This is a genomic window from Scytonema sp. PRP1, from assembly GCF_036697665.2.
GTDB classification, from domain to species: Bacteria; Cyanobacteriota; Cyanobacteriia; order Cyanobacteriales; family Nostocaceae; genus Kalymmatonema; species Kalymmatonema gypsitolerans.
The window spans coordinates 24,044-43,236 of the sequence record NZ_JBAHYJ020000102.1 but is presented as its reverse complement, the minus strand read 5'-3'; the positions used below and the strand labels follow the sequence as shown (position 1 = coordinate 43,236).

Annotated in this window: 18 protein-coding genes and 1 pseudogene; 5 read left to right on the top strand and 14 right to left on the bottom strand. The window is 44.1% G+C overall.

Translation table 11 applies throughout. The features are described from left to right. Window positions 1-303: 303 nt before the first annotated feature. Window positions 304-1,077, top strand: a complete 774-nt coding sequence (locus tag V5G28_RS26885) for an RNA polymerase sigma factor SigF (protein ID WP_096565348.1) — start codon at window positions 304-306, stop codon at window positions 1,075-1,077. Between the two features lie 62 nt (window positions 1,078-1,139). Here V5G28_RS26885 and V5G28_RS26880 read toward each other — a convergent pair whose 3' ends face one another. The 3 genes from V5G28_RS26880 to V5G28_RS26870 form a co-directional block, all read right to left on the bottom strand. After that, window positions 1,140-3,299, bottom strand: a complete 2,160-nt coding sequence (locus V5G28_RS26880) for a VWA domain-containing protein (RefSeq protein WP_332988844.1) — start codon at window positions 3,297-3,299, stop codon at window positions 1,140-1,142. 154 nt (window positions 3,300-3,453) lie between these two features. Further along, window positions 3,454-3,915, bottom strand: coding sequence for a cupin domain-containing protein (locus tag V5G28_RS26875; protein ID WP_096565344.1), 462 nt, complete (start codon window positions 3,913-3,915; stop codon window positions 3,454-3,456). 16 nt (window positions 3,916-3,931) lie between these two features. After that, the gene (locus tag V5G28_RS26870) at window positions 3,932-4,342 is read right to left on the bottom strand and encodes a RidA family protein (RefSeq protein ID WP_332988841.1); all 411 of its coding nucleotides are present in this window, start codon (window positions 4,340-4,342) and stop codon (window positions 3,932-3,934) included. 133 nt (window positions 4,343-4,475) lie between these two features. Here V5G28_RS26870 and V5G28_RS26865 point away from each other — a divergent pair, with 133 nt between their 5' ends. Continuing rightward, complete coding sequence (locus V5G28_RS26865) at window positions 4,476-5,132, top strand: helix-turn-helix transcriptional regulator (protein WP_096565340.1); 657 nt, start codon at window positions 4,476-4,478, stop codon at window positions 5,130-5,132. Between the two features lie 63 nt (window positions 5,133-5,195). Here V5G28_RS26865 and V5G28_RS26860 read toward each other — a convergent pair whose 3' ends face one another. From V5G28_RS26860 to typA, 8 genes and pseudogenes are all read right to left on the bottom strand, one after another. After that, window positions 5,196-6,683, bottom strand: coding sequence for a hypothetical protein (locus V5G28_RS26860; protein WP_332988837.1), 1,488 nt, complete (start codon window positions 6,681-6,683; stop codon window positions 5,196-5,198). Window positions 6,684-6,956: 273 nt separating this feature from the next. Beyond that, window positions 6,957-8,129 carry an LptF/LptG family permease gene (locus V5G28_RS26855; protein ID WP_332988835.1) on the bottom strand — a complete coding sequence of 391 codons (1,173 nt, stop codon included), beginning with the start codon at window positions 8,127-8,129 and terminating at the stop codon, window positions 6,957-6,959. Between the two features lie 66 nt (window positions 8,130-8,195). Beyond that, window positions 8,196-8,924: an LPS export ABC transporter ATP-binding protein gene (gene lptB, locus V5G28_RS26850; RefSeq protein WP_096565333.1), complete on the bottom strand. Its 729-nt coding sequence runs from the start codon at window positions 8,922-8,924 to the stop codon at window positions 8,196-8,198. Window positions 8,925-8,945: 21 nt separating this feature from the next. Next, entirely contained in the window at window positions 8,946-9,464 is a 519-nt protein-coding gene (locus tag V5G28_RS26845; protein WP_332988830.1) for an LptA/OstA family protein, read from the bottom strand. Between the two features lie 394 nt (window positions 9,465-9,858). Continuing rightward, entirely contained in the window at window positions 9,859-10,248 is a 390-nt protein-coding gene (locus tag V5G28_RS26840) for a DUF309 domain-containing protein (protein WP_332988827.1), read from the bottom strand. Continuing rightward, entirely contained in the window at window positions 10,245-10,610 is a 366-nt protein-coding gene (locus tag V5G28_RS26835) for a ferredoxin thioredoxin reductase catalytic beta subunit (RefSeq protein WP_096565327.1), read from the bottom strand. Before V5G28_RS26835 ends, V5G28_RS26840 begins: the two co-directional genes overlap by 4 nt. Before the next feature lie 242 nt (window positions 10,611-10,852). Beyond that, a complete protein-coding gene (locus tag V5G28_RS26830) occupies window positions 10,853-12,085 on the bottom strand; it encodes a DUF58 domain-containing protein (protein ID WP_332988823.1) in 1,233 nt (410 codons plus the stop codon). Window positions 12,086-12,382: 297 nt separating this feature from the next. After that, window positions 12,383-14,172, bottom strand: a pseudogene (gene typA / locus V5G28_RS26825) (translational GTPase TypA). Window positions 14,173-14,461: 289 nt separating this feature from the next. Between typA and V5G28_RS26820 the strand changes: the two are divergent. The 3 genes from V5G28_RS26820 (at window position 14,462) to V5G28_RS26810 (ending at window position 17,708) form a co-directional block, all read left to right on the top strand. Beyond that, the gene (locus V5G28_RS26820) at window positions 14,462-15,832 is read left to right on the top strand and encodes a serine/threonine-protein kinase (RefSeq protein WP_332988821.1); all 1,371 of its coding nucleotides are present in this window, start codon (window positions 14,462-14,464) and stop codon (window positions 15,830-15,832) included. A 164-nt stretch (window positions 15,833-15,996) separates the two neighbouring features. Further along, on the top strand, window positions 15,997-17,043 hold the full coding sequence (gene cobW, locus V5G28_RS26815; RefSeq protein WP_332988819.1) for a cobalamin biosynthesis protein CobW: 1,047 nt from the start codon (window positions 15,997-15,999) through the stop codon (window positions 17,041-17,043). A gap of 188 nt (window positions 17,044-17,231) precedes the next feature. Next, entirely contained in the window at window positions 17,232-17,708 is a 477-nt protein-coding gene (locus V5G28_RS26810) for an ABA4-like family protein (protein ID WP_332988816.1), read from the top strand. 91 nt (window positions 17,709-17,799) lie between these two features. Here V5G28_RS26810 and V5G28_RS26805 read toward each other — a convergent pair whose 3' ends face one another. The 3 genes from V5G28_RS26805 to V5G28_RS26795 all read right to left on the bottom strand — a co-directional run bounded on the left by V5G28_RS26805 (window position 17,800) and on the right by V5G28_RS26795 (window position 18,967). Beyond that, window positions 17,800-18,018 (bottom strand): acetyltransferase, encoded by a 219-nt coding sequence (locus tag V5G28_RS26805; protein WP_332988814.1) that lies wholly within the window; start codon window positions 18,016-18,018, stop codon window positions 17,800-17,802. Window positions 18,019-18,281: 263 nt separating this feature from the next. Continuing rightward, entirely contained in the window at window positions 18,282-18,593 is a 312-nt protein-coding gene (locus V5G28_RS26800; RefSeq protein WP_332988811.1) for a DUF3181 family protein, read from the bottom strand. A 116-nt stretch (window positions 18,594-18,709) separates the two neighbouring features. Beyond that, window positions 18,710-18,967, bottom strand: coding sequence for a 2TM domain-containing protein (locus V5G28_RS26795; protein WP_096565311.1), 258 nt, complete (start codon window positions 18,965-18,967; stop codon window positions 18,710-18,712). Between the last annotated feature and the right edge of the window lie 226 nt (window positions 18,968-19,193).

Here is a 19,193-nt window from a genome sequence, read left to right as displayed (position 1 = left end):
GAGGGCTGTCATGAGTCATTAGTAAGAGTGTGCGAGTTTCAGGCGTTATTACTTTCGCTCTTCTTCGTGTTTATTTCTAACCTACCTACTTATGTAGCACTCAGTACTCTGAAATGTACATTTTATAATCTCAAACAACCAAAAATCTCCAGAAAAAGTAACCGTGTAAATGCTGAAATCTTGGGGAAGAATCCTTATAAGTTCAGTGAAACAACGAATTGTGTCCTTAAGCGTTTCTAAGGAAAATAATGACAGCTTTGATAAAGTTTAGGCAACTCCATTTTTTATAGAAAAGGAGTTTATATGACAGCAAGTCAGTTTTCTATCCAATTTGATGGTATGGAATTATTACGGTTATACCATCAAAATCCTTGTATTAAAATTCGTAATAAACTTGTACAATTACATACTGGCTTAGTACGAAAGATGGCTCATAAATTCAGTCATCAATGCAATGAGCCATATGAAGATTTAGAGCAAATTGGTTATTTTGGTTTGATAAGAGCAATTGAGCGCTTTGATCCAAGACAAGGATATGCTTTTAGTTCGTTTGCCATACCCTACATTCGGGGTGAAATGCTGCACTTTTTACGCGATCGCGGTACCCTATTAAAGATTCCTCGCCGTTGGCAAGAACTCTATAATGAGGGGCAAAGAGTTCGCAAAGAATTGGCTGGGACTTTAGGTCGTCCTCCCAAAGATTCAGAAATTGCAAGCGTTCTCAAGGTATCTGTCCAAGAATGGCAAGAAACCAAATTAGCTGTTCAAAACCGTATGCCTTTGAGTTTGGACGCTACGATAGTTCAAAACATTGATTGCCAAATTACCCTAGGTGAAGCACTTCCTTGTCAACGTTCTGTTGCTGTGCAACAACAAGACGAAGAACGGCAACAACTTCAAGGAGCAATAAATATGCTAGAAGAAAAGCCCCGCATGGCAGTTGAAATGGTGTATTTGAAGGAACTTTCTCGCAAAGATACCGCTAAGAATATTGGCACGAGTCCAATGACAGTTACACGATATTTGCAAAAGGGAGTTCAAGATTTAGTCTCTATGTTAACACCGCAAGCGGTGTAGCAGTAGGATCATGATGTTCTTTTTGGAAAATAGGATAAATGGGGGAGAACAGGGTGCTGACATCAACGAGATTTCAAATCAGCGATTGCTCCTTTTGTCATAGCAGCAATGGCTTTATCCGTAGCTTTGGGCAAATGGTAATACTTGCCTCCTGCTGTCTTTGCTAACTCCTTAGCAAACCCAGTAGAAACGAATTTACTTTCCGTATCAATGACTAATAACTGCATTCCTAAAGCACGTATTCTGGCACCAATTTCTAACAATTCTGCTTTAATATCTGGTTTTTGCCCGCTTTCTTGCGGTTCTCCCAAAGAACGCGATAGAGGAATATTGCCGCGTCCATCGGTTATCGCTACAATCACAACTTGTCCAATATCTCCACTCATTTGGGCATTTGAACCGACGCGTACAGCTTGGGTTAAACCATGAGCCAGTGGCGAACCACCACCACAAGGTAATCTTTCCAGGCGGTTACGCGCCAAAGCAATAGAACGTGTCGGAGGTAATAACACCTCCGCCTGTTCTCCTCGGAAGGGGATCAGCGCCACTTGATCACGGTTTTGATACGCTTCTGTTAGCAGCTGCATAACCGCACCTTTAGCTGACTGCATCCGGTTCAGCGCCATTGAACCTGAAGCATCTACCACAAAGACGACTAAAGCACCTGCTTTGCGTACCAAGCGCTTAGCTCGAATATCACCTTGTTCCACAAATACGCGCCGCCCTTTTTGAGATGAAGAGCCAGCGCCGTGGGGGGGTTCCCCCCGTTGAGGCGACTGGCGTGGGGATGAGGGTGTATTGTCTCCCCTACTCTCAGACCTCTGTCGTCGTGCTTTTTGATACGGGGCGGCTGCTCTGAGTGTGGCATCTACGGCAATCCGTTGGACTTTGCCCTTAGGCAACATTGGCTTAATATAGCGTCCCCGGTCTTCAGAAAAGATTATACTGCGACTTCCGGACTTACCTCGCTTTTGGGCTATCTGAGCAAAATAAAGCACACTGGGGTCAAGAACTACCCCTTCAGGGTCAAAAATAAACTCTTCTGGGATGCCAGGCGGTTCTTGTTCTGGCTGTTCTTGATTTTCTTCTTGTTCTTCTTGTTCTTCCTGTTCTTGATTCGATTCGTCTTGGGGTTCCTCTTGATTTTGTGGTGGAGGTGGAGGCGGTGGCGGTGGTTCTTCGGGTGGCGGTGTCTGCACGACAGTCGCCCGTGGGACTATCACCAATTCCACAGCACGGCGCAAATCTTCGGCATTCACTTGTGTGCGTCCATCCAAAGCAGCAGATGCACGTGCCACGCGTGCGGCAAATAACTCAGCACGGTGTCCTTGCACTGCCCCTCGAATTGCTTCTTCTACTAAGTAGGAAATTTGTTCGTGGGTGATGTCAACCTCTTTTAACCATTCCCGTGCCAGGATAATTTGGGTTTTGATGGCGTCTGTATCTTCGCTGTACTGCTTGAGAAATTCTTGGGGAGATAGGGAGTAGGCGATCGCTTGCTCTACAGCTTGCACTCTGTCATCTAAACCTAGGACACCATCTGCAGAAAGGGCGATCGCAATTCTATCTAATAAGTGTTCCCGCAAAGCTCCTTCTTCTGGATTGTAGGTAGCGATAAATAAGGGCTTGCAGGGATGCTGAAAACTGATGCCCTCGCGTTCAATTTGGTTGCGTCCCTCAGATAAGACTGTTAAAAGCTGATTAGATATCTGCTCATCTAATAAATTGATTTCATCTATATAGAGAACGCCTCGGTGTGCTTGGGCGAGCAAACCTGGTTGAAAGATAGTTTCCCCTTGCTTAACTGACTGTTCGACATCAACAGAACCCAACAGCCGGTCTTCTGTCACTCCCAAAGGAATTTGTACAAAGGGTGTGCGGATGATTTCGGTTTCTATTGTGGAGTGCGCATCCGGTTCCTCCGACTCCAACGGCAAGCAAGATGCTTGCCCCACAAGTGCCAAAAGTTTGTCATCCCATTCTTGTGGACGGTTGGGATCGCAGTTGCTGATAGAACCTTTAACAACTTCAATGGGTGGAAGTAGGGCGTGGATAGCACGCGCCATCACAGATTTTGCCGTACCGCGACGACCTGCAATCGCCACTCCTCCTAACCCTGGATCGACTGCTGCTAGTAGTAAGGCTAATTTTATCGCTTCCTGACCGACTACAGCTGTCAGGGGAAAGGCGTTACTCAGAGGCGTGATGGAAGGCGCAGGCATAGTTTGAATCAAAGCTAGTCCAGGTTTCTAGCATACCAAACCTTACGGCTCCTCAGATACTCAGTTGCAAAGTTTGGAGATTCGTAAACCCATGCTGAAGCCTAAGCCGAGACCTCGACTCGCTCCAATGATTAAAAAGTGAGTCATGGATGAATTAAACAGAGTTAGGAACTGGATATTGGTCAAACTTTTGCATCAATTCAAGTAGCTCCTCCTGACTGGGCTGTCGTCCATTCTTAGTCAGTTCGGCTAACCCCTCAAAATACTGCTCGCGTGAATCCGCAGGACAGAACATGATTAACAGCTTTGCTCGCGTTTGTCCTGGATTGGAGAAGCCATGGCTCGTGTTCTCTGGCACAAGCATTAAAGTTCCAGGTGCGGCAGTCACTTTACGTTGATCCACTACCAATTCAACTGAGCCTTCTACTACATAGAATATTTCGGTCAATTGCTTGTGAATATGAGGACTTGCGCCTTCGGTTCCTGGGTCCATGACAAACTCGAATAGCCCAAAGTGATTATGTGTATCTTTGCCTGTCACTTTGAAGGTGCAAGTGCTGGTGCGAATTTGGACTGTTCGCCCTTCTCCTGGTTGCAAGATAATGGGTAACGACATATAAATCTCCTAATGGTTAAGAATTTGGAATGACTGCAACAGCATCAACTTCAAACAACATGCCATCAAGTGCAAGTCTTAGCACCGGAATGAGCGTCTGAGTTGGTGTTCGTTCTCCCCACATCGCCTGCACTACAGCGGTTAATTGCTGCAATTTAGACTCGTTATGATCGACCACAAGCGTAGTAAGTTTTACCACGTGTTCCGGACGTGCGCCAGCGGCAGTTAGAGCGACGCGGAGATTCGCAAAAGCCTGCGTCAATTGGGTAGCAAAGTCACCAACAAGATTGCCTTTTTCGTCCTCGCCACCTTGACCTGCAACATAAATAATAGTTGCTCCTGGTGGTGCGATCGCCACATGAGTGTAGCCATTTGGAGATGGGTCATACAACCCTACTGGATTGATACGTTGAATTTCTCTAACCATTGCTGTAGCTCTTCATTACAGGTTCAATGTCCTAACCAACTGAATTGTCACAACTTAATAAAGAATTTTCTTTATTAAGAATGATAAATACTTGTCCTTGACTTTGTAAAGGTTTTTCTTTATTTTGTTGATTATGAACACTGAATCAGTTAATAAATCAGCAACTGTCCGTACCCGACGCGCAATTGTGAAACTGCTCAAGCAGGAGGGATCGATGGACGCTCTGGCTTTAGCCTCCCGCTTGAACATTACAGCAATGGCAGTGCGTCAGCACCTGTACGCTTTGCAAGAGGAACAGCTGGTCACCTACCAAGAAGAGCAGCGCTCAATGGGGCGACCTGCTAAGCTGTGGCAATTAACCCCAGCCGCTGATCGTCTCTTTCCAGAGGGTTATGCAGAGTTGACCGTGAGCCTACTTCACTCCATGACAGAAGCGTTTGGTGAAGAAGGACTCGATCGCCTACTAGAAATCAGAACTCGCCAGCAAATTGCAGAGTACCGGGAGAAAGTGCCCAGTGACGGCTCTCTCCAGCAGCGATTAGAAGCGTTAGCTGCAAAACGTACTGACGAAGGATACATGGCACAGATCCAACCGTTAGAGGATGGATCGTTTCTACTCATTGAAAATCACTGTCCTATCTGTGCTGCGGCAGTCGCTTGTACAGGACTTTGTCGTAAGGAGCTAGAAGTGTTCCAGACCGTCCTAGGGCAGAACACGGTTATTGAAAGAACAGAGCATATCGTTGCTGGTGAGCGACGCTGCGTTTACCGGGTTCGAGCATCTCAGTAGATGATTTGAGCCAAGTTCTTTTCTAACAAGGGGATGGATATTTGTCCCCACCTCTTAAGGATACTAGTATCTATTTATCTGTCCACCACCTGTATACTGTCCTGGAATTTGACCAGGAGATGAATAAATAGACTGTGGTACTGAACCAGGCGATTGCTGCAACCCTGAATTTCCATAAATATTAGGAATTACAGGAGTATTAGAAGTCACACTACCTTGATTGGGGGTGTAGTAGGGAGCAATGTTATTGGGTGTAGCAGAGGTGTAGGGTGATACCGATGGTGGTTGTGCAACACTAGGCAATGGCTGACCGCTATTTGTGATATTCAACCTATTCCTCATAATTTGGTCATAAAGAATAGCGGAGCGATCAGGGACTGCACTTGGAGTTTGCGGTATGCCTCTTAGTCCTCGTTGAGGTTGAGGGTAAGCTGCGCCAGAAATGGGATTTTGCGGTAGTAGATTATTGAAACCCGGCTGAGGGTAAGCTGTACCTGAAATGGAATTTTGCGGTAGCAGGCTATTTGCACCTGGTTGAGAGTAGCTTGTTCCAGAAATAGAATTTTGCTGTTGATTTGTGACTCTTGGCTGTATGTAACCTGTTCCAGGAATGGAATTTTGCGGTAGTAAGTTATTTAGTGCTCCTTGAGAGTAGCCTGTTCCAGGAATGGAATTTTGCAGCCCATTTGTGAGTGGCGGTTGTATGTAAGCTGTTCCAGAAATCAGTCCCGACTGCGTAGAACCTGTTCCTATATTGGGATTGATTGTGTTTGGACTTAACCCAGTGCTTGGAACAATCTGACTACTTCTGTTTTGGTTGGATAATTGGGATTGCTCAAAGGGATTTTTTTGAGTTGATGTGGTGCCAAAGTTTGGCTGATTCTGGTTCTTCGATTGGTTAAGTGCCGTTTGCAGAGCGCTTTCTGAGGCAATATTTTGATTAGGTCTGGTTGTATCTGCTAATCCCGTACCCAAACCAAAGGAATTTTTTACTGGATCTTGTTGACCAAACGAAGGTGTTAAAGCATTGACTCCTTGTGAGTTGCTACCACTCTGAAAATTCTTTAGCTGCAATAAATTTTCTGCTTGTGCAACAAAAGGATTTTCCAGCTTTGGGGCAGATGCGGAATCACCTTCCTTGACGGTAGCCTTTGATTTGTCATCAGTTGCAGAAGTTTGGCTTTTGCTATTTAAAGCCTCTAATAAGATGTCTCTGCTGTTTTTTGCCTGAGTCTTTTGCGTGGGCTTGGTCGTTCTTGCTGCTGGTGAATTTTCATTGCCCGAATCCGTATTAAACAGGACTGGTAAGCTATCAATGTCCGCAGCAATTGCCCGATCTTCTTCTGAAAGAGACGATTTGGCAGGCTGGTTTGCAGCGAATTGGTTTTTTTGCCAATCAGTAAAAAAGCCTGGATTTGCCCAGTATTCTTTAATGGTCAGACCTACGACCGATAAAAAAATTGCTGCTCCCCAAAAACCAGGTCGCGATAAGTTCCATAACCTAGCTTTGAGATAGCGTAAGTGAGCGGGAGGATAATGGCGGCGTGACATGAGCAAAATGGAGTTTGGGTTTACAAAGAAAGTGGTAAAACTTCAGGAAAGTTCAAAGCAGTCGTTTCCCTATGAAGCTTTTCTCGTTGGCTTATAGCAATTTTCATTTTTCTATGATTCGCGAGTACCCAATTAACCCCAAGCAATTTTTCGCCGTTACGTGGGTATACTCCAAACCGTGAGGAGATATCACAAACGAAGTTGAATTTTACTTTTATCGTACCTACTCCACAGTGATCAGTCATCACCCGCAGGTGGATTTTAGTAGAAAATTTACTTTTGTGCTACCCGCATCAATAAGAACGTACCGATTCCTAAGCCTAAGAAGTTCGGCAACCAAGCTCCCACAATAGTAGAAAAGATACCCGCCTGTGCTAAAGCACCAGTAATAAAATAAAGTATATAGTAAGTAAATATAACGATGACACTTATACCAAAACTTGTGCCTCGCCCTGTGCGCTGAGGTATGGTTCCCATTGCTGCACCAACCAAGCCAAAAACGACACAGACAAACGGCAAGGCTATTTTTTGTTGAATCCTAACTTCAAGTTTGCGAATTTTTGGCTCATCACCGCCAAGGCGTTCAATCTCCAATTGTTCGAGCGATTGGGCAATGTTCATCTCACCATAGTCTCGGCTTTTCTGTGCCAAATCTAATGCTGTACGAGGCAATTTCACTTGTTGGCGTTCAAACCGTAGGATGTTGCGATAAGAGCGGTCTGGGGCGACTAAATAAATGGTACCGTTGTAAAAATCCCAGAGGTTTTGAGATGGATTCCACTCGCCTGATTCTGAGACAATAATTTGACTTAAACCTTCTGTTGAACGGTCTATAATCGTCAAACCTTTCATCTGCTTGCCATCAAACTCGTCGGCGTAAAACAAGCGGTTCAAGATTTTTTTGTTACTACCATCCTCCTGCTTGACTTTTTGGTATTCTGGATAGAATATATTTTGCTGCTTAACAATACTTGGCTGCTCTGACTTTAAAGCTTTGTCCAAAATTTGAGATGCTTGATATTTTGAAGCTGGTGCAAGATGTTCGTTAAACACAAAGGTCATTCCTGTGACTAGCAAACTCAACATCACAGCAGTTAGCACCATGCGATAGACACTTACTCCACAGCCACGCAGGGCTATTAGTTCGCTCTCGCTTGAAAGACGACTGTAAGTCATCAAAGTCGCCAGCAGGGTAGACATGGGAAAGGCTAAAACGATAAACTCTGGCAGCCTTAACACAAAAACCTGAACGGCAATGCCTACTGGTAGCCCAGACTCGACAATTTTCCGCACCAACTCGAACATAGCGTCTATTGTGACGCCGATGGAAGCGAAAGCCCCAACACCAAACAAAAATGTTGGCAGCAATTCCCTCGTCAGGTAGCGATCCATGATCGAAAATGGCAGCAGCGAATTAAGGGTGTAGAAAGACTTGTATTTAGCCATTAGTCAGGAGTCATGAGCCATTTAAAAATAAAAAACAATTGAAAAATTTAATTTCAAATTCTTAATCTAAACTTGGAACTTATCGCCCAAATAGTATTGTCTAACAAGCGGGTTATTATAGAGCTCGCTGGAGGTGCCAGAAGCAAGGATTTGCCCTTCGCGCATAATATACCCGCGATCCGTGATGGCAAGAGTTTCGCGGACGTTGTGATCTGTAATTAAAATGCCCATATGGCGATCGCGCAGTTGCGCCACAATTTGCTGAATTTCTGAAACTGCTATGGGATCAACTCCAGCAAATGGTTCATCCAAAAATAAAAATTTTGGTCCTTCCCTTCCAGCTGCTAAGGCTCTTGCCAATTCCGTTCGGCGTCTTTCACCTCCAGAAAGTTGAATTCCTTTACTATTAGCCAACTTTTCCAAACGAAACTCCCGTAGCAAAGTTTCCACTCGCCGTGCCCATTCCCAGCGTGGTACATTAGTTTGCTCTAGCACCAAAAGAAGATTGTCTCGCACACTGAGCTGGCGAAAAATACTTGCTTCCTGCGCTAAATAACCAATACCCAGCCGCGCCCTTCTATGCATTGGCAATGGAGTCACATCTATATTGTCTAACCAAACGCTTCCTTGGTCTGGTTTTTCTAACCCTGTGGCAATGTAAAAAGTTGTCGTTTTACCAGCGCCATTGGGACCAAGTAATCCAACGATTTCGCCTTGAGCAACAGAAAGGTTGACGCGATTGACAATGACTCGCTTGCCGTAAGATTTGTGGATATTTTCTAAGACAATTTTCACTTGTCTGCGCCCTTTACTCAGTTATCGCTGCTGGTTAGTTTTCTTTAGAGGCGCTGTTGCCGGAGCAGAGCCAGGAGCTTGATTGTTAATTTGATTGTCCTGAATCATGTAGATTGATTCTACCTGACGACCTGATTTGGGTGTAGCAACAAATCGCCCTTCGTCAATCAGATACGTCACTGTGTCAGCTTTTATACTATTACTGCCCTGTTGTAAAACATAAACATTGCCACTGAGAATAATCTGACGTTCGCGGGTAAAGTATTGTGCTTGGGCAGCAGTTGCCTGAATACCTCGTCCAGGATAAGACAGTTCTACGTCACCGCGAACAGTTGCCACTTGTGTTTTAGAGTTATACTCTTGCTGTTTGCCACGGATGTAGAGGGGACGATTTTGCCCAGCAGGTGCTTGAGGTGTTTGTGCAGTGGCTCTCTGCAGTTGGGGGAGAAATGTCATTCCGCCCAGAAGTACAACTGGTAGCATTAAGCCTAAGCCCAAACGACGCTTATGAAATTGAGGCAATTGATAATGGGGCATCATAGCAATTAAGAATTTATGATTTCTTGTGTTATTCCAATCTCAACTACTTTAACCAGAAATAAAATACACTTTCTAGATTTTTCTTTGGATAGTGACTAGCAAAAACTAAGACTATTGACGCTTTCCCCACCTTTAAGGTTTCATCTCACGTCCGGTATGTTACCTATAGTTTCTCTAAGACCCCAATGAGTAACTTAGACCACCAAACTTCCCCTCCCCGCCAGCGGGGAGGGGTTAGGGGTGGGGTTCTACCCTTTGCAATATACGCTACTTAGTCTAGAAACTAACTTGTTTTGTTGGCGGCGATCGCATACAGATTTGCTTATACTGCCAACTCGCTTGAATGTAAAATTTCTTAATATTTATTTAATATTTTTTTAATTTTTTACTCTTTTTAATGATTCACTTGTATAATCCTGGGCAAAGGTAAAGTTTGATCTTGACCCAGGTTAAAGGCAGCAATCTTTTCTGGTGTTTGTTGTAGTGCGGTCAACAATGCCGCACTCTGGCTTAATAGTTCGTCTACATCAATGCCGCCATATTCTGATGGGTAACGTCGCAAGCGATTGCTACCCTCACCCAACAAAATCATTGCACCACGCAAGTTGTGGTTACTTAGATGATACAGTGCTACAGCAATTTGCAGAATGCCTTGATAAAAAGTTTTTTCTGGCTCTGCTGCTTCAATCCACAGAGCCTCTAAGGTGTCATGACAGGCATAGTACTGCCCAGCATTAAACTGCTTGACACCTTGCCAAAACTCATCGGGCATTCCTTCGTTCATGCCATGCTATCTCGTACTTGTTTGATTGTTTCTAAAGAGATTTCTTGCTGCTCACCAGCAAAGTCATTGTCTGAAGTGAGGAACAGCATACAGTGGCACTCTTTGCGCTCTCGCATTGGGACGCATGGACAGTTCCAAAAAGTCGCTTTGACTTCCGCTTCTTTGTCTTCATAGTGGCGACAGGGACACAAAGGAGCTCCAAGTTCGTCTTTGTGCTTCGCAAGTCCTTCAATGACAACTGCTGTCACAGAGGGTTCAGAACAGAAGTACGTTCCAGTGCGCTTGGCGTATTGTTCGGAAAAATGTCGCATTGCCTCTAGGCTGTGTTCGCTGGATTTTGTGTTAACTTCTGGTGAAATCATGGGATCGGCCACTCATAATTTAAACATTTCTTTGCATTGTACCGCAGCCTATGGGAGCTATAACTAGGGATGATTCCCCCTATTTATAAAGACTTTGAATTTTGCATGCATGGATTTTGGATTGCTGAAAACTGCACGAGGAGCAGAGTATACTGCAACTGGCATGCATCTTGGTAATCATATAGAAATGCCATTTTGCTGCATTCATTGAAAATTTGAATCCAAGAAATTTGTATTTCTTCTTAACTTATTGTTTTTTGCAACTGGGGTTGGAGTGGTTGTTGAGAGTCCAACACTATGCCTGGATAATCTCTATTCACTATCACCTGTTCGTAGGGTAAAGATACATTATGCCACAGCAGCCAACGACTGCCGCTAGGCAATGAAGAGAGAGTGAGAGGATTTTGCGTTAGCCAAATCAAAGGATAGCTGGGAGGGTGAACACTGGCGGCGTCTTCACCTGCGCTGGTTGCGGCTAAGGTTTCTAGAATAAGGCGATCGCTGTAAAGCGGGCGCTTTGCGCCATCGCGCCTTGCGCGGCTCCCTTCGGGAGCATCGCGAAGCGTGCGTGAAGCGCATTCGCCTTTGACTAAACCTGTCAATGCTGTCCACAGTTGCACCTGCATAGAGTGACGATGTGCGTAAAAGTAGAGCGATGCTGCAGCAATAACAGCTTGTTCAAAACTCTCTTGTTCCCATTTGCCAGCACTATCTATGGCAATAATCATCTCTTGTCCACCCGTGATCATTTCTAACTCTCGCACCCGTAATTCTCCGTACCGGGCGCTGGTACGCCAGTGGATAAGACGGATGGGATCTCCTATGCGGTAAGGACGCAAGGAACGTGTTAGCCCTTGGGTTGCTGTTTGCATGCCACGAAGATCGCCCCTGTTGATATTTTCCTCGCCTATTTCATCAATTAACGGACAGGTGGTGAGGGGTAACACTGTGGGATAGACAATTGCTGTTGCAGCAGCATGACGCAGACGGCGACACCAAAACAATCCTAAAGGCGCACCAGTCTTAAGTTCAACTGTGTGCCAGCGATAAATGCCCCGGCGTTCGGTAGGCTGATGGTACAAAAGGCGATAATTGCTGTTTGTGGGAATTGTATCTATTGGCTTTTGTACTGGTTTGCCTAAGATAAAAGGTAATATATCTTGGACTTGCAGCAGGGTAACAGGTCGGTTGGTTTGATTACAAATTTCTAATTCGACTGTTAAATCGTCTCCTGCTGTCACAGGTTCAATGGGAAGACGCTGGACAACTAAACCCAAAAGCGATCGCGGCGGTAAAACTGCTGCTATACCCAACAGGGCAAAACTGATACCACTAATAACATATAGCCAGCCAGCCATTGTATTGATGCCAGCCGCAAAAAAACAAATAGCAATTCCTATAAGTACCCATCCACTGTATGCAGGGGCACAAGCATGGGTTTCTAGCCAGTTGGTAATGCGCCTGATAATTTCCATCGATCCAAGTTAACCCATGAATGTTTGAAAGTCACAGGAATCTGGGTTTTTCTGGAGGAATAATTTCTAGAGTGAACCTGCTTTGAAAGTCTATTTTCATCCAACGCTTGTGAGCTTTAGCTCATGAGCATCTGTTATAAAACTTAATTGCTATGAAAATAAAACCACAGATGGACACAGATGGACACAGAGAATTTATCTGTGTGTATCCGTGTTCGTCTGTGGTTCTTGACTAAATACAGACTTTTGTAACAAGTCTATTGACAGATGCGCCATGACGCATCTTTACAAGACTATCTAGCGTTTCGCTAACTTCTTCGCCAACTTCCGCAGACGAATTGATTTGGGAGTCACTTCCACCAGTTCATCTGGTCCAATGTACTCCAAAGCACGCTCTAGACTCATGTCTATTGGCGCTTGCAGCTGCACCAGTTCATCACCGCCGGATGCACGGTGGTTGGTCAGTTGCTTCGTCTTACAGACGTTCAGTTCCAAGTCTTGGGGACGATTGTGTTCTCCCACAATCATACCTCTGTAAACCTTGGTGCCAGGAGTAATAAAGAATGCGCCTCTATCTTCAGCGTTCTTCATGGCGTAGAAGGTGGAAACGCCTTCCTCAAAGGAGATTAAGACGCCTTTGTTACGAGCTTCAATATCACCAGAGAGTTGACGGTAGTCAAGGAAACTGTGGTTCATGATACCTTCACCACGAGTCATCCGCATGAATTCACCCCGGAAACCGATTAATCCCCGGGCGGGAATGACAAACTCTAGCTGGGTGCGTCCGTTACCACCCATTTGCATATCTTGCATTTCGCCTTTGCGTTGCCCCAGTCGTTCAATACAACTGCCAACCCCATCTTCAGGAATGTCTAGTACCAGGAGTTGAAATGGTTCGCAAGGATGTCCGTTGACTTCGCGATAAATCACCTGTGGCTGGGATACTTGAAACTCATAACCTTCGCGGCGCATGGTTTCAATTAAAATGCCCAGGTGGAGTTCTCCACGTCCGGAAACTGGAATCTTATCGGGGGAGTCGGTTTCTTCAACCCGCAAGGCGACGTTAGTTTCTAGTTCGCGGAATAGGCGATCGCGCACTTGGCGTGATGTCACCAACTTGCCTTCTTGACCTGCAAAAGGCGAATCATTCACCCAGAAGGTCATTTGCAATGTCGGTTCATCTACCTTAATCAGTGGCAATGCTTGGGGATCGTTCGGGTCAGTAATCGTTTCCCCAATGTTGGCATCGGCAAACCCTGCCACAGCTATGATATTGCCCGCGGATGCTTCTGTAATTTCAATCCGCTTTAGCCCTTCAAAGCCCATCAGCTTGCTGATTTTTCCTTGACAGTTTCGCCGTTTTCTTTCACCAAAGCGGCTTGCTGCCCCATGCGGATAATGCCGTTGTGAATTTTGCCAATGACAATCCGTCCCAGATACTCGGAATAATCCAGGGTTGTCACTTGTAATTGCAGTGGTTTCTCTGGATCACCTACTGGTGCCGGTACATGGCGCAGGATAGCTTCAAACATCGGCTGCATATCCTTGGCTTCATCTTCCAACTTTTCTTTGGCGTAGCCACTTAAACCGGAAGCAAACAGGTAGGGAAAATCACACTGGTCATCATCTGCCCCCAGTTCCAGAAACAGATCCAATACTTTATCTGTAGCACCATGCGGATCTGCTTGGGGACGGTCGATTTTGTTGACGACGACGATGGGGCGTAGTCCTTTTTCCAATGCTTTTTTCAAAACAAAGCGTGTTTGGGGCATGGGACCTTCGTTAGCATCAACAATGAGGATGCAACCGTCAACCATGCCAAGTACACGTTCGACTTCGCCACCGAAGTCAGCGTGTCCGGGGGTATCGACAATGTTGATCAGCGTTTCTCCATACCGAACCGCAGTGTTTTTGGAAAGAATTGTAATTCCCCGTTCTCGTTCAAGAGCGTTGGAGTCCATGACGCAATCCGGAACGTCTTCTCCTTCACGGAAGATGCCGGATTGTTTCAGGAGAGCATCAACAAGGGTTGTTTTGCCGTGGTCAACGTGGGCGATGATGGCGACGTTACGGATAGGGAGCGTCATATGCGCGTTTGGATAAAATCTAGAGAGGACTTTAGAACTTATATCTAGTGGTGGAATGCTTTAACAGAACTCAGGTAATTTTGAAAATTCTGTAAACAAGCCTTAATAATTCTATATTAACTCTTTATAGTTCAAGTGTTTTTTAGGAAACCAACCGTCAAGACAACATGAGGACGCAGAGAAATCTTATTGAGAGGGCGCTACTTGATACAGATATTCTGGGATTCCACCATATTGATGTTTTCCTGGATTGTGCCAAAATGACACCAGTGTTTCCGTAAGTTAAGCAATGGCGTGGGCAGATGGGCAGGGGTTACAGGATGGTAAGTACACAATTGACAAACGGTTAGGCGAAGGTGGTTTTGGTATTACTTATCGTGCTAAAGATAATCATGGGCGCTACGTTGTTATCAAAACGCTTAACGAAACTGTGCAACGCCGCCGAGATTTTGTCAGATTTCAACAAGATTTCTTAAATGAAGCAATAAAGTTAGCGAAATGCAATCATCCCTATGTAGTCAGGATTGATGAGGTTATCCAAGAAGATTCTTTGTGGTGCATAGTGATGGAATACATTGATGGAGAAGATTTAGCGAGTCGGGTTGAGAATCAGGGCGCTTTACCTGAAGAGGAAGCATTACCGTACATTCGACAAATTGGTGAAGCACTAACGGTAGTTCACAATAACGGCTTGTTGCACAGAGATATCAAGCCGCAAAATATCATGCTGCGTTCTGGTAAATCGGAGGCTGTGTTAATTGATTTTGGTATTGCGCGGGAGTTTACACAGAATTTAACTCAGACGCACACCCAAATGTTAGCTGATGGTTTTGCACCCATTGAGCAGTATGATAAGCGAGCAAAACGGGGTGCTTATACAGATGTTTATGCTTTAGCGGCAACGTTGTATTCTTTACTAACTCAGGAAGTACCAACAATGGCTCCTCTCAGGGCTATTGGTACGCTATTAGAGGAACCCAAGAAGATTAATCCTAGTATTAGCGATAAGGTAAATCAGGCAATTCTTAAGGGGATGGAGATAAAGCCAGAAAATCGTCCTCAGTCAGTGCAAGAGTGGTTAACATTCTTAGGCACTGGAATTGCTCCCACAATTCCTTCAACTTCAAAGCATTCTTTAGTTATACCTGTCAATTCATCTCCTGCGATTTCAGGAGTAAGTGTAGATTACAGTAAACTAGACGGACTATTGGCAGCAGGCAGATGGAAAGAAGCAGATGAGGAAACTACGGCTGTGATGCTTAAGCTATCTGGTCGAGAAAGGGAGGGTTATCTTGATTCGGAAGCGATCTTAAAATTTCCTTGTCAAGACCTCAGTACTATAGACCAACTTTGGTTGATATCTAGCAACCGACATTTCGGATTTAGTGTTCAGAAGCGCATTTGGCAAAGTCTAGGAGGAAAACCAGGGAAATTTAATGAAGAAATTTGGGTTAGTTTTGGAGAACGTGTAGGCTGGAGAAGCACAAGACACCATCAGATTTTGTTTGCAAGTTGGACTACTAGAGAATGGTCTTATTATTCTCAAATTAAATTCACTCTTGATGCTCCAGAAGGTCATCTTCCAAGAATGTGGGATGAATGGAGGGGTGGTTTGGAGTTGTGTGCTATAGTATCTAGGTTTTTAAGCTGTGACATGTAGTACTTACAGCAGATCGTAACTGTTGTTCGGCTTGATTGATGGAATATTAGGTTTGTATGATATCTCTTTTTTTGTCACACCTTCTGATTTCCAATCGACTCGGTGATGAGGGAAAATGCAGAAAGGCTCATTTCATGCTTTCTGTGCAAAATTTCAATTAAACAATGGCTACAAAAATTCCCGTTACTATCATCACCGGATTTTTAGGTAGTGGCAAAACTACCCTGATTCGCCACCTACTACAAAACAATCAGGGACGCCGTATTGCTGTTTTAGTCAACGAATTTGGCGAACTCGGTATTGATGGCGAATTGTTGAAATCCTGTCAAATTTGCCCAGAAGATGGTAATGGCAGTGATAATATCTTTGAATTAACTAATGGCTGCTTGTGCTGCACCGTGCAGGAAGAGTTTTTGCCGACAATGCAACAGCTAATCAAGCGACGAGACAGCATTGACTGCATTTTGATTGAAACGTCTGGTTTAGCGTTGCCAAAACCACTGGTGAAAGCTTTTCGTTGGCATGAAATTCGCAACGCTGCTACGGTGGATGCTGTGATTACCGTGGTAGATGGTGCAGCAGTTGCAGCAGGGACATTTGCCAGTGATCCAGAGGCGGTGGAGGCGCAGCGACAGGCAGATGATAGTCTAGAACACGAAACACCGTTGCAAGAATTGTTTGAAGACCAACTTGCTTGTGCGGACTTGGTGGTGTTGAATAAGACTGATTTGGTTGATCGTGAGACAAAGGCAAGAGTTGAGGAGTTCATTAAACAAGAGTTGCCTAGGGTTGTGAAGATTGTAGAGAGTTGTGAAGGTAAGCTCGACGCATCTATATTATTAGGATTTCAAGCCGCAGTCGAAGATAACCTAGACAGCCGTCCTAGTCATCATGACACTGAAGAAGAACATGACCACGATGAAGATATTATCTCAACTCATGTGATATTAGACCGTGCCTTTGACCCAGAAAAACTGCGGTATCAGTTGCAAACACTAGCACAAGAGCAAGAAATTTACCGCATCAAGGGTTTTGTAGCAGTTCCAAATAAACCTATGCGTTTGGTGATGCAAGGCGTGGGAACTCGAGTTGAACAATTTTACGATCGCCCTTGGAAACCCCAAGAAGCAAGGCAAACTCGCTTAGTTTTCATTGGTCGTGATTTGAACTCTTTTGAGATTGAGTCGCAGTTGATAAGTTTAACAAATTAGATTTGGAAATTGAACCACAGATGGACAATAAATAAAAGTTTTTCCTCTGTCTTCCCCCTTCTTGAGGGGGGAATGAGGGGGGTGGACACAGATGAATAACTAGTGTGTATCTGTGGTTTAAGTTCCATATAATAAACTCTTGTAAGTTGAAATCTAACAATTTCTGGAACTCCTAACTTTTAACCACTATGTCTATCGTTCAAATTTTCAACGTTGCTAATCTTTTCGTTTTACCTTTTTGGGCATTAATGATTTTCCTGCCTAAATGGAAAGTGACAAAAAGGGTGATGGAATCTTATATTCCTTTTTTGCCCTTAGCAGCAGCGTATTTGTATTTGTTTATTACCAGTATCACGCCAGAAAACGCCCAAGCTTTATCGAGCCCTCAATTAGCAGATCTTGCTCGAGCTTTTGCAGATGAAAAAGTGACTGCAACTGGTTGGATTCATTTTTTGACCTTCGATTTATTTGTGGGGCGCTATATTTATTTGGAAGGACAGAAAACAGGAGTTTGGACAATTCACTCGCTGGCACTTTGCTTGTTTGCTGGTCCTTTAGGATTACTTTCTCACATTTTTACTTACTGGATAACAAAGAAACTTTTCCCGCGTGCTGAGGGTGAAGTCGCGGAAGTGGCAGAAAAAACAGCCTCTTCTGAAGTATAGTAACTCGAAGTCACGGCTTGTGAACAACAAAATTCCCGACTTCTTAGAGAAGTCGGGAATTTGAGCCTTTAAAAAATTTCGATTTCTACAATCAAGAAACTTTGCCGTTTCTATAGTCGGCATCTAACCAACAACGCGGTAAACTTTCACCAGAAGGAAAAACTAGATTTTCTTTTTTATAAGAATCAGCTTGTTGCTCTTCTTGACCTTCTTGTTCTTGTGCATGAACAACATCCTGATTTGGATTTATCAATTCTTGAACATCAACTATTTTCACCAATTCACCACTATCTTTAAGTTGTAAAAGCATCAAACTAACCTCCATAAATTTGCATAACAACTACAACTAGTTTCGACAAACTAGCCTTACATACACTCAGGGTGGATTACTAAAATACCCTCATACGAGAGATGCAATGAATAAGAATCACAAAAGAAACAACTACGGTATGTATCAGTTTGAGCTTGTCTGCTGTTTCTTCTAAACTTTACTCATTCTGGAACTGATACTTAGTTCTTACTTTTGGCTCTTTGTACCGAAAACCAGATTACGGGACAACCAAAGCCCTAAAATTACATATCACGTAGATATTTTTCTAAAATATCTACTAGGTTGACCTGGCATTGCAGGGGTAGTAAATCAATCAGAGGAAGTTCTCTTCTTCCACCGCCAATCTTGACGCGAATAGATTCTAGGAGTTGTATAACTTCTTCCTCTTCGACTGGTTTACTGGCGGTAATTAAGGGATACACTTGTTCTGCAACTACAGTATGCAGCTTGGCATCCGATAAGTAAAGGTGCCACTTGGCAATATCTATATAAACGTTTTCGCCAATTTCTGCTGCTAGGGCCTCGAGTAATTCTGTTGTGTTAGTCTTAGCCATAAAAATAATCCTATATAATGAGCGGCAACTCTCATCTCATAAGAGATTATCGCTCAAATATCTAGACTAGTTCTACCACCACAAGTTACAATCGCCCTAGCCTATGGTGTCCATCTTCAGGTGGATGTAGGTGGTGATTGTGAGTAGTCGGCGATCGCCGAAATATAAATCAAATGTCCCAATAGTACTACGCTCCAAAGAGCTGTTAACCAAGGTAGCCACTCCCAAGTAGCTGAATTGAAGTTATGGAAAAACCACAAGCCAGAATTAATTGCCGCAAATATCGCCACATGAACGGCAAAATTCATCCGGTCATCTAACTTACGGTAAGCAGGGTCTTTGCGATCAGGTTCACGAGGCCAACGAGGCGGCATAAATATTTATTACAGATTACAAGACAAGTGTTTCATTAATTTTAGAATTTTTTCGAGTGTCATTGATATCTGTCTGACAAATCTAGCAAGGTTTTCTGTTTGCTTACCTGTTGGGTTAGGTGGGCAATTTTATCCCACATTTCAAGTCAAATGTCAACACAGCTTAATACTCCTGTATCAGTGGATGAAGCATTACTTCATACTTATGTTGTCAGCCCTAAAAAGA

What these genes read in the sequence shown, in the direction of transcription:
- V5G28_RS26830 (WP_332988823.1), bottom strand. Translation starts at nt 12,085, where the DNA reads ATGGAAATTATCAGGCGCATTACCAACTGGCTAGAAACCCATGCTTGT.
- V5G28_RS26880 (WP_332988844.1), bottom strand. Translation starts at nt 3,299, where the DNA reads ATGCCTGCGCCTTCCATCACGCCTCTGAGTAACGCCTTTCCCCTGACA.
- V5G28_RS26820 (WP_332988821.1), top strand. Translation starts at nt 14,462, where the DNA reads ATGGCGTGGGCAGATGGGCAGGGGTTACAGGATGGTAAGTACACAATT.
- V5G28_RS26870 (WP_332988841.1), bottom strand. Translation starts at nt 4,342, where the DNA reads ATGGTTAGAGAAATTCAACGTATCAATCCAGTAGGGTTGTATGACCCA.
- cobW (WP_332988819.1), top strand. Translation starts at nt 15,997, where the DNA reads ATGGCTACAAAAATTCCCGTTACTATCATCACCGGATTTTTAGGTAGT.
- V5G28_RS26860 (WP_332988837.1), bottom strand. Translation starts at nt 6,683, where the DNA reads ATGTCACGCCGCCATTATCCTCCCGCTCACTTACGCTATCTCAAAGCT.
- V5G28_RS26800 (WP_332988811.1), bottom strand. Translation starts at nt 18,593, where the DNA reads ATGGCTAAGACTAACACAACAGAATTACTCGAGGCCCTAGCAGCAGAA.
- V5G28_RS26845 (WP_332988830.1), bottom strand. Translation starts at nt 9,464, where the DNA reads ATGATGCCCCATTATCAATTGCCTCAATTTCATAAGCGTCGTTTGGGC.
- V5G28_RS26865 (WP_096565340.1), top strand. Translation starts at nt 4,476, where the DNA reads ATGAACACTGAATCAGTTAATAAATCAGCAACTGTCCGTACCCGACGC.
- V5G28_RS26840 (WP_332988827.1), bottom strand. Translation starts at nt 10,248, where the DNA reads ATGAACGAAGGAATGCCCGATGAGTTTTGGCAAGGTGTCAAGCAGTTT.
- V5G28_RS26855 (WP_332988835.1), bottom strand. Translation starts at nt 8,129, where the DNA reads ATGGCTAAATACAAGTCTTTCTACACCCTTAATTCGCTGCTGCCATTT.
- V5G28_RS26805 (WP_332988814.1), bottom strand. Translation starts at nt 18,018, where the DNA reads ATGCTTTTACAACTTAAAGATAGTGGTGAATTGGTGAAAATAGTTGAT.
- V5G28_RS26835 (WP_096565327.1), bottom strand. Translation starts at nt 10,610, where the DNA reads ATGATTTCACCAGAAGTTAACACAAAATCCAGCGAACACAGCCTAGAG.
- V5G28_RS26885 (WP_096565348.1), top strand. Translation starts at nt 304, where the DNA reads ATGACAGCAAGTCAGTTTTCTATCCAATTTGATGGTATGGAATTATTA.
- V5G28_RS26795 (WP_096565311.1), bottom strand. Translation starts at nt 18,967, where the DNA reads ATGCCGCCTCGTTGGCCTCGTGAACCTGATCGCAAAGACCCTGCTTAC.
- V5G28_RS26875 (WP_096565344.1), bottom strand. Translation starts at nt 3,915, where the DNA reads ATGTCGTTACCCATTATCTTGCAACCAGGAGAAGGGCGAACAGTCCAA.
- V5G28_RS26810 (WP_332988816.1), top strand. Translation starts at nt 17,232, where the DNA reads ATGTCTATCGTTCAAATTTTCAACGTTGCTAATCTTTTCGTTTTACCT.